Origin of the sequence: Halalkalibacter krulwichiae, from assembly GCF_002109385.1 — a bacterium.
In the GTDB taxonomy this organism is placed as follows: domain Bacteria; phylum Bacillota; class Bacilli; order Bacillales; family Bacillaceae_D; genus Halalkalibacter; species Halalkalibacter krulwichiae.
Genome location: NZ_CP020814.1, coordinates 2,471,880 through 2,484,015 on the forward strand (window position 1 = coordinate 2,471,880; position 12,136 = coordinate 2,484,015).

The 12,136-nt window shown below is 35.5% G+C and carries 18 protein-coding genes and 1 riboswitch; of the genes, 3 read left to right on the forward strand and 15 right to left on the reverse strand.

What is annotated here, in order from left to right; all coding sequences use genetic code 11:
• Positions 1 to 15 precede the first annotated feature (15 nt).
• From BkAM31D_RS12470 to queC, 12 genes are all read right to left on the reverse strand, one after another.
• Complete coding sequence (locus BkAM31D_RS12470) at positions 16 to 1,071, reverse strand: hypothetical protein (RefSeq protein ID WP_066149666.1); 1,056 nt, start codon at positions 1,069 to 1,071, stop codon at positions 16 to 18.
• A gap of 21 nt (positions 1,072 to 1,092) precedes the next feature.
• Complete coding sequence (locus BkAM31D_RS23605; RefSeq protein WP_157076742.1) at positions 1,093 to 1,269, reverse strand: hypothetical protein; 177 nt, start codon at positions 1,267 to 1,269, stop codon at positions 1,093 to 1,095.
• 67 nt (positions 1,270 to 1,336) lie between these two features.
• Positions 1,337 to 1,534: a hypothetical protein gene (locus tag BkAM31D_RS12475; protein ID WP_066149669.1), complete on the reverse strand. Its 198-nt coding sequence runs from the start codon at positions 1,532 to 1,534 to the stop codon at positions 1,337 to 1,339.
• Positions 1,534 to 1,881 carry a hypothetical protein gene (locus BkAM31D_RS12480; protein WP_066149672.1) on the reverse strand — a complete coding sequence of 116 codons (348 nt, stop codon included), beginning with the start codon at positions 1,879 to 1,881 and terminating at the stop codon, positions 1,534 to 1,536. Before BkAM31D_RS12480 ends, BkAM31D_RS12475 begins: the two co-directional genes overlap by 1 nt.
• Positions 1,882 to 2,266: 385 nt before the next feature.
• A complete protein-coding gene (locus BkAM31D_RS23610) occupies positions 2,267 to 2,410 on the reverse strand; it encodes a hypothetical protein (protein ID WP_157076743.1) in 144 nt (47 codons plus the stop codon).
• Positions 2,411 to 2,431: 21 nt separating this feature from the next.
• Positions 2,432 to 2,821, reverse strand: a complete 390-nt coding sequence (locus BkAM31D_RS12485) for a hypothetical protein (protein ID WP_157108287.1) — start codon at positions 2,819 to 2,821, stop codon at positions 2,432 to 2,434.
• A 215-nt stretch (positions 2,822 to 3,036) separates the two neighbouring features.
• Entirely contained in the window at positions 3,037 to 3,717 is a 681-nt protein-coding gene (locus BkAM31D_RS12490; RefSeq protein ID WP_066149678.1) for a helix-turn-helix domain-containing protein, read from the reverse strand.
• A gap of 249 nt (positions 3,718 to 3,966) precedes the next feature.
• Positions 3,967 to 4,761, reverse strand: a complete 795-nt coding sequence (locus BkAM31D_RS12495; RefSeq protein WP_066149683.1) for a helix-turn-helix domain-containing protein — start codon at positions 4,759 to 4,761, stop codon at positions 3,967 to 3,969.
• Between the two features lie 281 nt (positions 4,762 to 5,042).
• Positions 5,043 to 5,540, reverse strand: a complete 498-nt coding sequence (queF, locus tag BkAM31D_RS12500) for a preQ(1) synthase (RefSeq protein WP_066149686.1) — start codon at positions 5,538 to 5,540, stop codon at positions 5,043 to 5,045.
• A gap of 17 nt (positions 5,541 to 5,557) precedes the next feature.
• The gene (gene queE / locus BkAM31D_RS12505; RefSeq protein ID WP_174521896.1) at positions 5,558 to 6,268 is read right to left on the reverse strand and encodes a 7-carboxy-7-deazaguanine synthase QueE; all 711 of its coding nucleotides are present in this window, start codon (positions 6,266 to 6,268) and stop codon (positions 5,558 to 5,560) included.
• On the reverse strand, positions 6,265 to 6,687 hold the full coding sequence (queD, locus tag BkAM31D_RS12510; protein WP_066149691.1) for a 6-carboxytetrahydropterin synthase QueD: 423 nt from the start codon (positions 6,685 to 6,687) through the stop codon (positions 6,265 to 6,267). The genes queE and queD overlap by 4 nt, the downstream gene beginning before the upstream one ends.
• Positions 6,684 to 7,352, reverse strand: a complete 669-nt coding sequence (gene queC, locus BkAM31D_RS12515) for a 7-cyano-7-deazaguanine synthase QueC (RefSeq protein ID WP_066149694.1) — start codon at positions 7,350 to 7,352, stop codon at positions 6,684 to 6,686. The genes queD and queC overlap by 4 nt, the downstream gene beginning before the upstream one ends.
• Positions 7,353 to 7,539: 187 nt before the next feature.
• Positions 7,540 to 7,584: riboswitch (PreQ1 riboswitch) on the reverse strand.
• A gap of 118 nt (positions 7,585 to 7,702) precedes the next feature.
• On the opposite strand from queC, the gene BkAM31D_RS12520 reads away from it, so the two are divergent.
• On the forward strand, positions 7,703 to 8,929 hold the full coding sequence (locus BkAM31D_RS12520) for an aminopeptidase (RefSeq protein WP_066149697.1): 1,227 nt from the start codon (positions 7,703 to 7,705) through the stop codon (positions 8,927 to 8,929).
• A gap of 131 nt (positions 8,930 to 9,060) precedes the next feature.
• On the forward strand, positions 9,061 to 9,303 hold the full coding sequence (locus BkAM31D_RS24375) for a DNA alkylation repair protein (RefSeq protein ID WP_066149700.1): 243 nt from the start codon (positions 9,061 to 9,063) through the stop codon (positions 9,301 to 9,303).
• A 52-nt stretch (positions 9,304 to 9,355) separates the two neighbouring features.
• On the opposite strand, the gene BkAM31D_RS12530 is transcribed toward BkAM31D_RS24375, so the two are convergent.
• Both BkAM31D_RS12530 and msrA read right to left on the reverse strand, forming a co-directional pair.
• Positions 9,356 to 10,522 carry an alpha/beta hydrolase gene (locus BkAM31D_RS12530; protein ID WP_235820244.1) on the reverse strand — a complete coding sequence of 389 codons (1,167 nt, stop codon included), beginning with the start codon at positions 10,520 to 10,522 and terminating at the stop codon, positions 9,356 to 9,358.
• A 137-nt stretch (positions 10,523 to 10,659) separates the two neighbouring features.
• On the reverse strand, positions 10,660 to 11,190 hold the full coding sequence (msrA, locus tag BkAM31D_RS12535; protein ID WP_066149702.1) for a peptide-methionine (S)-S-oxide reductase MsrA: 531 nt from the start codon (positions 11,188 to 11,190) through the stop codon (positions 10,660 to 10,662).
• A gap of 265 nt (positions 11,191 to 11,455) precedes the next feature.
• Here msrA and BkAM31D_RS12540 point away from each other — a divergent pair, with 265 nt between their 5' ends.
• Positions 11,456 to 11,698: a YuzF family protein gene (locus BkAM31D_RS12540; RefSeq protein ID WP_066149705.1), complete on the forward strand. Its 243-nt coding sequence runs from the start codon at positions 11,456 to 11,458 to the stop codon at positions 11,696 to 11,698.
• Positions 11,699 to 11,790: 92 nt separating this feature from the next.
• On the opposite strand, the gene BkAM31D_RS12545 is transcribed toward BkAM31D_RS12540, so the two are convergent.
• Positions 11,791 to 12,093, reverse strand: coding sequence for a HesB/YadR/YfhF family protein (locus BkAM31D_RS12545; protein ID WP_066149708.1), 303 nt, complete (start codon positions 12,091 to 12,093; stop codon positions 11,791 to 11,793).
• Positions 12,094 to 12,136: the final 43 nt, after the last annotated feature.

The window sequence follows — 12,136 nt, forward strand, 5'->3', positions numbered from 1 at the left end:
CATAAGTTGAACATCTTATGCCCCAAGGGATTCAAGCTTCCATTTATCAGCTTTTTCAGCAATCTTGTCATCATGTACGAAATACTTATTATTCCATCGAATAAATGTCTCAATCTCTTTGCCTTTATCAGTAACATCGATACCATTTGACTCTAAGTAATTTCTTTGTACTTTCATCAAGTTCACTTTATCTAGTATTTTTATATATTTAATAATCGTTGTTCGGCTATTTCCTGTGTCTTCTGCAATTAATTCCTCAGATGGATATGCATAATGATCCCAAAGAAACTTTGTTCTATCTATGTAACTCTCTAAGTAATACATGATTCTGACACCTGTATAGCCAATCTTATCTAACACGTATCTATCAATTAATCTATGTGTAAGTTGAGTAAATTTAATAGGATTTTCCTTTTTTCTAGGTATGTATTCAGGATTAATTCTTACTGGTAATGGGTGAGTCTTGGGTAAATTCTTGATCTCATTACGAATAAGACCTCTCTTATGTAAGCTATTCCAGCATTTTTTAAATGTCCTATTATCTTTGAATTTTAAGAAGTGCATTAACTGCTCGTATTCTTTAATAACATACTCCTCTCGCTGTCCATGCCTTTGGTATAATTGCACCAATTTAACATACAGGACAAATTCTTTGTCGTTAATCGTCTTATCTCTAACAACCTCAGAAGCTATCTGAATCTTAAATGCATTAGCCTTCTGACCATCAGATTTCTTAGGTGGAGTAACAGGTGTGATATCTTTAGGTGGATTTTCTCTAAGATATTCCTCTTCAGATTCTAGCCATACAGTATATTGTTCAGCTAACATACGTTGATATTCAGGATCATTGTGTAATTGTTCTTGTTGCTCTATCCAGTGTGCTTCCGCCTCTTCTAACTCACGTATCTCAACTTCCCATAATCTATATAATTCTTTATCTAAAATGCTGTTATGTATCATTCGGTAATAGCCTTCATGCTCATACTCAAGTAAGTATTCTGTCTCTTGCCAATCAATACGATATTTCATGCCTTCTTTTTTGTTGAATTTCATTGTTTGAGATTCCGTCAATTGATTACCTCCAATTTTAGATTATTTATTGTTTTTATATTGATCTAATACTCGTTGCAAACACTCTGATTTAACAAATAACGAGAACATCTTATTTGTTGTCGGATGTAAGCCAGTAGTAATTGAGTAAATACCATTTTCCTTAAGATACTTTGCCACGTTTTTGTTATAGACAAATACAAAATCTGACTTATTCATTCAATTCCTCCATTCGTAATCATTGTTAGTTGTGATTAGAGGGCGAGTTAGCCCCCTTGTTATGTATTCAAACCAGCTTCTTTCTTAAACGTTCCTTCACATCAACAATAGTTTCACAAGTTTTTTTCAAATCTTCCTTACTCATAACCTTTTCATCGTGAAAATCATCAATAATTTTCAATTCTGCTTTTGATAAATTCAACATGTCATTTAAGATATTTACATTTCTCTCTAGTTTCTTTAATTGTTCATACTTATTTTTCATTATCGAACTCCCCCATTCATCATTTTCATTTCTTCCTCTAACCATTTTTCTGTTTGTTCGTCGGCTCCAAATTCTACAAGACATGTCTCAATTTCACCTAAGCAATCCTGAAAGTTCGAATCCACTTTTAACCCCTTTAAATGGGTTACATAAGAATCATGTAAATCTTCATTTTTTTCAAGAAACTCATTAAAAATTGCATAGTCCCTCTGAAGACTCTCCTTCTGTTTAATCAGCATTTTAATAAATCCTGACTGCATACCTACTAACTCCATTAATTGATCCTCATTCGTCATTTCTCTTTCCACTTGTTCCATATTCGTTGAATCTGCGTTATAAATTTTCATTCTGTATTACCCCCAAATTTTATTTTTAGTTTTATGTACTGTACATTTTCTCTGAACAAACTCACGTACAACTTAAGACGAATCAATTTTAAAACCCATGAAATCACCTCCTTAACTTAGTAAAATTAATTCATTAACAGATAATAATATTATCCTGTTAATCTATTGCATTTTAGGGCGACCTGATGTATATTATTAGTACAAACAAATACAACATTTACACAACGAGCTTATCCTACCTAAGGTTTTGAATCTTAGGGGTTAGTTTGAAGTTATCAAAGATCAACTTTTCGAGAAAATAAATATAGTTAAAATTGTCTAGTTATGAAATAATATACACTAGTATATTTGTGTTTGTCAATAAAAAATATAAAGTTTGATAGATTCATAATAAAAATTGCTCTACATATGCCTCTTCTGTTTCCAATGTATTATCGTATTCCTCTGTTAGATCGTTTAATGCTTCGAGATCTGATTCAGTTAGAGCTTGATATGCTAGTGCAAGTTGTGCTGTGATTGATTGAGACAAAGTAGTATCACCTCCTTTACCCTAAACTTGTACTACTTCAAATGAGTTAAATGTTTCTCTGATACCATCTACAATTCGTTGCTTGTTCTCTTCTCTTGATTGCATCAACGCAGAAGTGTAAGAAACGCTCAACTCTCGTATAATCTCTAGAAAACTGCTTAGAGAATGCTCTTGATATAGTTCATAAATATCTTTAATAATCCTATAGGATTGAATCGGTGATAATAAATCATCCCAATACATTGTAAAGTCTTCAGCATCTAAATCGTTTAAGTGTTCCACAGAGATAATTGTTTCGACATTATCATCTATTGTCATAAAAGTATTTTCCTTAATTACAACCTTATCATTTAACATTTGTTCACTGTAATAGTAATAAGTCTCTTCCTCTTCATTAAAACTTCTGTTCATTTCTCCAATTTTCAACATTATAATTCCTCCAATTAAATAATTTTGTGTTTTTTTAATACAATGAATAGATCTTTCCATAGTTCATCTTCATTTTCATCTATATTTGATTGCCAAGAACTATCTCTTAAGTACAGCAAGTTAAGAAACCTTCTTAATGTATATATTTTTTTGAAATCATGATCATGCTTAAACCACCTCCTTTAGTTGTTGAATGTTTATTTCTTACTCTTAATTGGTATTGTAACTCCATGCTCCATGAGTAGTTCTCTCATATCATCGGCTAACTTTTTTAATTTTGAATTATTAGCAATTGAAGGTTTATTTCCAAATATACAAAGAGCTTCCATCATCACTTGTAATACCTCTATATGCTCCAATTCACCTTTTTCAAAAACCCTGTTAAAATGCTCTAAAATTTCCATGTAAGATGCATTTCGAATTACACTCATTAATTCATTTAAATTTTCATTGTCATCATTATTTACTTCGACTGGCTTGAATAACATATTTTCAGTTTGTAATAATAACTCTTCTTTTACCCTCTTGTACCTTAAATATTTCCTTTCTGTTTCATAAGGATCAATTGTTACTTCATAGTAAAAATGCTCTTCTTCTTCATAATCAAACCCTGTTTCAGTTATCGTTTGCATTTCTTCTTTAGAAAGCTTGTCATAGTACGCTAGTTCAACATCAATTATTTCGACTCTATTTAATTCTTTTTGAAAATAACTAGAAGGCAAGTTAAAAATTTGAGAAAGTTGTTCCAATCTTTCTTTAGGTATTTTCTTTTTACCTTTTACCCAATAATTCATACTCGCGGGACTAACTCCTAGTTCTTCTGCCAATTCTTTATATTTCATTTTAAATGTTCTTGGTATATATTCAATTCCAAGCAAAGACTCACCCTCTAATCAAGCTTTTTTTCTAACTTAAATAGATTGTAATATAGATGGAGAATAAATGCAATACTTTTTAAGTTAATTTTTTAACCTTTTATATTAATCTAATTCAAATCTGCATTGTGGTATACCAGCTTCCCCATTCCATAATAACAATACTGAACACAAAACAAAGCACGATAACACTGCTTACGACAATAAATAACTCAGTTGAATCCATACGTTTGAAACAAGCTCGTATCAGCCTCATACAGCATTCACCAACCAACTAGGAGGATTGCTAACTTCTCTCCTTCTCTGCTCAATCATAGCCCTCTCAAACGCAGAATACACATAGCCTACAAAGTCCTTTTTGATTCTGTTTCGTTTCTTGTAAAACACACACCCTTTGAACGTGGTAATAATAGTGCTAAGACTACCTAGAACATCATGTGTGCCTGTTTTATCTGCTGCAAGCAATACCTTTCCCCATAGTTTGAATATCATGTCAGCACCGTAGAATGGCTTTGTAGCTTTAACAAATTCACTTGGAATATGATTCGGAACAAATGATTCATTTAATTGCTCAAGTTTCGGTTCTGCTTTACGTATTGGTTTGGAAGTATTAGATTGTTTTTGAGTTTTAATTAAGCTAGTCTTTCTGTCATCCCCTTTTTCACTTTCACTTTTTACGTTGGCACAAGGTAATATAATGAAGATATTAGCTCCCTGTTTAGCTCTGTTTGATTTGGTAAGGGTATAGGTCTCAACCACTTGAAGAACTCCCAGATCAACTAATTTAGCCGTATATCGTGAAATCGAACGCTCAGATAGTTCAAGTTCATTTGCTAGCTCTGATACCTTTCTCCAACAAGCACCAGTATGAGTATCAAAAGTTGAGTATTGAGACAATAATCGAAGGAATTGACGCTCATTACGGTTGAGTGATGGATTTTTACAATGTGCGTTAAGATGCTTGTTCATATCTGATACATTAGTAAACTGTTTGAACTGACGTAGTTTTTGAAACTCATTTTGTTTGATCATGATTCTTTTTTGCATGACAAATAGCCCTCCTGTATTGGTAGTTTTCAAAATTAGCAATACGAGCAGAACTTGACCTTAAGATTATAGTTTTATAATATAAGGTTAGTTATTTTTGTGTCTGCTCGTATGCAGATGTACGACAGTTTGAGTTGCAGCTCAAGCTGTCTTTTTTTTTGAGGAAAATAAAAAAGAGCACCCTTTACATTGTAAAAGGTACTCTTATCACGGTATTTAGTTGGTCACTTCTTTTTCATTTTAATATTTTACTGGTCACCCAAATGGTCACCTTTCTACTTTTATCTATTATCTACCGTTTCCGGATACAAGTCATGGTTCATCATGCGGTATTCAGCCATTTTTTCATACTTTGTTCCAGGCTTGCCATAATTTGTATAAGGATCGATGCTAATACCACCACGCGGGGTAAACTTTCCCCATACTTCAATATATCGCGGATCCATTAACTCAATTAAATCATTCATAATAATATTCATACAATCTTCGTGGAAATCTCCGTGGTTACGAAAACTGAATAAATATAGCTTTAACGACTTGCTTTCAACCATTTTGATATCAGGAATATAACTTATATAAATCGTTGCAAAATCCGGTTGATTTGTCTTCGGACATAAGGATGTAAATTCAGGACAATTAAACTTTACAAAGTAATCGCGATTTGGATGGTTGTTTTCAAATACTTCTAATACTGATGGATTATATGAGAAGTCATAATTTGTCCCTTGATTTCCTAGTAGTGTTACACCTTGTAAATCTTCATCTTTTCTACCGCTCATAAGTGGCACCTCCTATTTTATACGCCGCGCTTATTCCCCCAAAGAAGGGTATGAAGCTGTGGCAATACTCGAGCATTATTCATACTCACTGATTCAGTTGTTTTTTCTATCAACCATTCATAACGATTCAACAAATTTGATAAGAGTGTTTCATTGTCATCCGTCTCAACCGAATTATTTCCAATTTGTAAGAAAAAAGGGACCGACGGATAACGCTTGTGAATCATTTTGGCATAAGTGAAGTCTTGATCATTAAACACAACTACTTTTAAACTCACATTGTGACCAGTTAATTGTTCAATATAATAATCTAGCTTTTCAAAATCCGTTTCCATGTTTGAACTGGGCGGCTTAGGCGAAATTGTGACATCATCAACGAGCATCATCCAATTCTGCCAAATCGACCCTTGTGTTTCAATTGCTACTTTCCAGCCTTTTTGATGACACGCTTCTACTAGCTCTCCTATGCCTTTATGAAGAGCTGGATTTCCACCAGATATCGTTACATGAGAGAAACGCTCTCCACCAACCTCTTCAAGTTTACGAATAATTTCATTTACATTCATTAATTGGCTTCTTAGCGTACCATCCCAAGTAAAGCTTGAATCACACCATGAACAAGAATAGTCACATCCTCCTGTTCTGACAAACATTGTCTTTTGACCAATAACCATACCTTCACCTTGAATGGTCGGCCCAAAAACCTCCATAACCGGAACTTTCATTATAACTCCTCCGGCTTAGGACGATACACAACATAACTTGTCGGTGTTTCACGAACGACTACCTGCAAACACTTAGGTTGGTGAGGCAATTGTTTTAATTCGGTTTGAATCGCTGTCCAAATTTGCTCTGCTACTCTTTCAGTAGTTGGATAAACCTCTTTATATTCAGGATGATCATTTAAGACGCTATGATCATATCTTTTGTGTACGATATCTTTAATTCTTTTAAAGTTAATTAAAAAGCCTAATTCATCTAAAGCATCGCCCACAACCGTAATATTAATAAAGTACGTATGACCATGCGTATGTTGACATTGACCAGCAGCATCGTCTGAAATAAAATGAGCCGCTGCTAAATGCATGTCTTTATTTAATTCATATCGATAATGATGGTGAATTTGAGGATAAAATTGCTGCATCATAGCTTTGTCCCTCCTTGTTTCTTTTCAAGATAAGATTCTAAGCCTTTTTTTCGTAAATCACAGGCAGGACAATTGCCGCAACCATCACCGCGAATTCCATGATAACAAGTTAACGTCTTCTCTCTAACAAAGTCTAGAGCATTGAGCTCGTCTGCTAACTTCCATGTCTCCGCCTTATTCAACCACATTAACGGTGTATGAATGACAAATTGCTCATCCATTGCTAAATTTAACGTAACATTTAATGATTTGACAAAACTATCACGGCAATCTGGATAACCGCTAAAATCAGTTTCACAAACTCCTGTAATGATGTGACGCGCTCCAATCGTTTGAGCATAAACAGCAGCGAAAGATAGGAATAGGTGGTTTCGACCAGGAACAAACGTTGAAGGCAGTTCTCCCTCTTCTCCTGCTGTCACTTCAATATCCTTACGAGTTAGAGCATTAGCTGATAATTGGTTAATCAACTTCATATCTAGTACATGAAAGGACACACCTAATTCTTCCGCAATTTCACGTGCACAATTAATTTCATCAAGATGGCGTTGTCCATAATCAAAAGTAACCGTAGCTACTTCTTTGAATTGATCAAGCGCCCATAATAGGCAAGTCGTACTATCTTGGCCACCACTAAATACGACTACTGCCTTCTCATTTCTCATGTCTCATTTCTCCTTTTTAGTTCGTTCTGAACTGATTCTTGAAGAAAAAGCATTCGATCACTCCTAATGGGTATATTCATCCTTCTTCAACATATTATTCTTATAAAGGAGAATACTAAATGCAGGAAGGATAAACATTGTCTTTCTCTTTGGAACGACAAGAAAACCGTACTCAGCACGTACAGTTAGCACCTTAGTTTTTTTATAGAGGGAGTTCGCGAACCTCTTTTCTTATTTCCATATAGTATCATAGCATAAGCTTAACTAAACCGCTATTCTTTTCACTTGCTTATAATATTGATAAAATATAATTGGTAAATCATCTACATAATAGAAATGAGGAATGTTTCATGAGCAATTTCCAAGAAAAATTAGAGAAATACGCCGAGCTTGCAGTCAAGGTTGGAGTTAATATTCAAAAAGGACAAACACTTTGTGTTCGTACTCCTATTTCAGCGGCAGAGTTCGTACGAATGGTTGCAAAAAAAGCCTATGAAGCAGGAGCAAAGCATGTTCATGTTGAGTGGAGTGATGAAGAGCTGACAAAAACGAAATTTGAGATAGCTCCAGACGAAGCTTTTCATGAAGTACAAGAATGGGTCGCAAAGGGCTATGAAGAAATGGCAGAAAACGGAGCTGCCTTCCTTAGTATTACAGGATCTGATCCCGATTTATTAAAAGACGTCGATCCTGAACGTGTATCAAATGCGAATAAAGCAAGTGGTAAAGCAATGCAAGGCTTTCGCTCTTATATTATGTCTGATAAAATCAGCTGGTCCATTGTTGCTGTTCCTTCAGAAGGATGGGCAAAAAAGGTATTCCCTGATGCAAATGATGCAGTAGAGCAACTCTGGGAGGCCATTTTCTCAGCTACCAGAGTAAATGAAGCTGACCCTGTTGCAGCATGGCAAGCCCACCTAGACCTTTTAGATGAAAAAATGAATACATTAAATGAAAAGCATTTTCATGCTCTTCATTACACGGCAGAAGGAACCGATTTAGTAATTGAGCTTCCAGAAACTCATCTATGGGTTAGCGGCGGCAGTGTCAACAAAGAAGGAATTGCTTTTGTTGCCAACATGCCAACAGAAGAAGTATTTACTTCGGCAAAGAAAACGGGTGTAAATGGAACGGTATTAAGCACAAAGCCTCTTAATTACGGCGGGACACTTATTAACAACTTCTCTTTAACATTTAAAGACGGTAAGGTTATTGACTACAAAGCAGAGGAAGGGTACGAAACGTTAAAACGTTTATTGAGTACTGATGAAGGATCAAGTTTTATTGGTGAAGTAGCCCTTGTTCCGCATAAATCACCAATTTCAGATACAAATATTCTTTTCTACAATACATTATTTGACGAGAATGCCTCAAACCACCTCGCCCTAGGTTCTGCCTACGCATTCTGCATCGAAGGCGGAAAAGAAATGTCAAAAGAAGAACTCGAGAAAAACGGCTTAAACACAAGCTTAACGCATGTTGACTTCATGATGGGTTCAGCGGATATGAACATCGACGGGGTGTACGAAGACGGGAAACGTGAGCCGATCTTCCGTGATGGGAACTGGGCTATTTAAATAATAGTGATAGGAAGCTGATTAGCATAATCTCTCAGCTTCCTTTTCTTTGTATACAGATATTTATTTCCCTACATTTACCATTATGTTTCCTCTTTTTTTGGGAAACTTACAAAAAAGGAGGAATTTACATAGCTGAACCTTATTTATGTCCTAATTGTAAGACAAATCGTTCTCGTTTTAATTTGATCCAGCAAGTTGTTACTCCCGTAAAAATTGATTCGAAGAGTGGTGACGTTCTAGAGCAATATCAAAACAATGAAGAAGGACCACTGCACATGCCGTATCGTGGACCTGAACTTCGTGTTCAATGTGCAACATGCGGATTAATTGAAGACGAGAGAATGTTCATTAAGAGAGCACAACAACAATAAGGATCCCTAAAAGGTCATATGACCTTTTAGGGATCCTTTATATTTCGTTCTACTATTGTCCAAATAATGCAATTGCTTGTTTTCCTAATAAAAAGCTACCTATTGCGTAGGCTTCAACTTGATCTCTTACTTTTAACGTACTCGTTGTCGTCCCATCGTAAACTTGTAATTGATATGACTCATACGTTGGTTCTTCTGCAAAAGCTGTACGTAAAAATCTAGACGTCTCAGCAAGACCATGGTTACCACGATACATCACTTCATAAAAGGATATAAACCCATGCATTACACCATTATAACGGATGGCCTCAACAGGTACTCCATGCTCAAATAATTTCTCAGCATAAGCTTCTCCTTCATCCCTTAATGGATCAAATTCAGCGGTAATTACGATTGCGGGTGGTAATCCGTACAAATTAGATGCATCTAAAGGTGAAGTATATTCATGGATCCACATTGATTCATCAGGAGTATAAGTTTCACGAGCTCTGAGCATCACGTTTCGAGATAATAAATAATAGCCACTATCATATTTCAGTCTAGAGTCAAATTCAATATCTTGAAATGTTGTTAATGGGTACAACAATGCCTGAGCTTTAATATTTGGGCCATTCCGGTCTCTTGCCATCAACGTTACTACTGTAGCAATATTGCCTCCAGCACTATCACCCGCAACAGCAATATTTTCCACATCACCACCAAGCTCCTCCGCTTGATTATACGCCCAAACGAGCGCATCATAACTATCTTCTATCGCAGCTGGAAAAGGATGAGCAGGTGCTACTCTGTATCCAACGGCGATCACTATACTATTAGTTCTAGCTGCTAACGAGCGAACGATATTGTCATGAGTATGAATATTTCCATACCCTTCCATGAATGCCCCGCCGTGATAATAAAGAATGATCGGATGTGGGCCTTCTGCTTTAGGTTTGTATATTTTTGAATCAATACTACTTCCATCAGATACTGGAATTTCAATCATCTCACTTGTAAACTTTGAAGTTCCTCTTGAAGAAAAGAATTTAGGAGCTTTCATGTCAGGAGTTACTAAATTGTGGTGAATTGCATGAAGTAATACCGCAGTTTTAGGCGGTACCTTCCCAGCTTCCGTATGAGCCAAATAATGAACATAAAGCACAACAAGTAATGAGCTCATAATTAGGCCAAGTGACGCAACCATCATCCATATTCTAAGCTTTTGACATATCCTCTTCACTGCGCCACCCCCTTGGTTTTTATTATATCAAAAAAGGATTAGACACGTAAGAGATTCTATCAATATTTTCTGCATTTTTACATAATTCGTATGATTATTGTATTCACTTGAACCTTTATCGTGATCATGACAACCGTTTACTTCCAGTTAGATGAAATAAATTCATCCCTCCCTGATTGTAACCGTTCTTCCTTATATTCAGTTGGACTTTTTTTATAGAAGTCTTGATGATACTCTTCAGCAATATAGAATGGCTCAGCCTTCCTAATTTCTGTGACAATCGGTTTGTTAAATCGGCCACTTTCTTCAACTTGTCTTTTTGAATGTTCTGCAGCTTTTTTTTGCTCATCATTATGGTAAAAGATCGCTGTACGATACTGTGATCCGCGATCATGAAATTGACCATCAGGATCTGTTGGATCAATTTGCGGCCAATATAATGATAGAAGTTTTTCGTAAGAGAACTGAGACGGATCGTATGTAATTTGAACTACTTCTAGATGATCACTTTCTCCGCTTTTAACGTCTTCATAAGTTGGATTTGGAATATGTCCACCCATGTAACCGGATCTCACTTTGATAATACCAGGTTGCTGATCAAAAGGCTGAACCATACACCAAAAACAACCTCCTGCAAATGTAGCTTTCTCATATTTAGTCTCCTCCATATTCAGCCCTTCTTTCATAATTGGTTACAAAAGTATATCACAATAAAAATCGTTCTGTCCTAAATTGAGTACTCATTAAAAACATCATTTCAATTAGAATGACAGTAAACCTTTGTAAACTACCAATTCCTTGTACTTACTCTCTCCTGTTACTAAAGATCCATTCTTCAATTGTTAATTTTTTATAACTAGGTTATCGCCCAAACGATGTGTCGGCAGATGCATAGTATAACAGTGGATTTTGATATATAAGGAGGTCATTTAAATGCAACACCAGCCAGCAAGCCATGGGGATGCTACAGCTCGTCCTCAGATGATTTCTAGTGTGGATCCTTTTGTGTTTCAAACTCTCCAATCCGTAATGGGTTGCCACATCGTCATTCAAACGACAAAAGGGATCGTCCGGGGTACTGTAACTGATGTTAAACCGGACCACGTTGTGATATCAGCACATCACCATACTTTTTTCGTTCGAATTCAAGAAATTGTTTGGATTATGCCTTCATAGTAAATAAAAAGAGACTGATCCGTAAGGTGTTTTGTTTACATGTACCTTTTGGAACCAGTCTCTTTTATTTTGAAAACACTGAATGAACTTACTTATTCCCCTTCATAAACAAATTCAATTTCATCATTTTTTCGGCTATATTTCACTTTCAGATCATACCCTTTGAAATACCAAATATCTTCTTCAGAAATATAGAAATGGATTCCATCCACGACCTCTTCCACGCCAATATCAGAAGGAATTTCTGTATCATGACTAATTCCTAAAGAAAACCCACTTTGTATCGAACCACAACCACCATATCTTGCAAAAAAGCGGATGTACTCTGTTTTTTCATTTAGATTAAACTCTTCTTTAAACCACTGAATTGCCGGTTTTGTAATGTGTATATTCAATGAGCTTCACTCCTTTAATCCTCTATATGATACCAATTTTAAT

Bases quoted from the DNA above. Each gene is read 5' to 3' on its own strand.
- BkAM31D_RS12475 (WP_066149669.1), bottom strand. From the start codon at position 1,534: ATGAAAAATAAGTATGAACAATTAAAGAAACTAGAGAGAAATGTAAAT.
- queD (WP_066149691.1), bottom strand. From the start codon at position 6,687: ATGATGCAGCAATTTTATCCTCAAATTCACCATCATTATCGATATGAA.
- BkAM31D_RS23605 (WP_157076742.1), bottom strand. From the start codon at position 1,269: ATGAATAAGTCAGATTTTGTATTTGTCTATAACAAAAACGTGGCAAAG.
- BkAM31D_RS12480 (WP_066149672.1), bottom strand. From the start codon at position 1,881: ATGAAAATTTATAACGCAGATTCAACGAATATGGAACAAGTGGAAAGA.
- queC (WP_066149694.1), bottom strand. From the start codon at position 7,352: ATGAGAAATGAGAAGGCAGTAGTCGTATTTAGTGGTGGCCAAGATAGT.
- BkAM31D_RS12520 (WP_066149697.1), top strand. From the start codon at position 7,703: ATGAGCAATTTCCAAGAAAAATTAGAGAAATACGCCGAGCTTGCAGTC.
- queF (WP_066149686.1), bottom strand. From the start codon at position 5,540: ATGAGCGGTAGAAAAGATGAAGATTTACAAGGTGTAACACTACTAGGA.
- BkAM31D_RS12540 (WP_066149705.1), top strand. From the start codon at position 11,456: ATGCAACACCAGCCAGCAAGCCATGGGGATGCTACAGCTCGTCCTCAG.
- BkAM31D_RS12485 (WP_157108287.1), bottom strand. From the start codon at position 2,821: ATGAACAGAAGTTTTAATGAAGAGGAAGAGACTTATTACTATTACAGT.
- msrA (WP_066149702.1), bottom strand. From the start codon at position 11,190: ATGGAGGAGACTAAATATGAGAAAGCTACATTTGCAGGAGGTTGTTTT.
- BkAM31D_RS12495 (WP_066149683.1), bottom strand. From the start codon at position 4,761: ATGCAAAAAAGAATCATGATCAAACAAAATGAGTTTCAAAAACTACGT.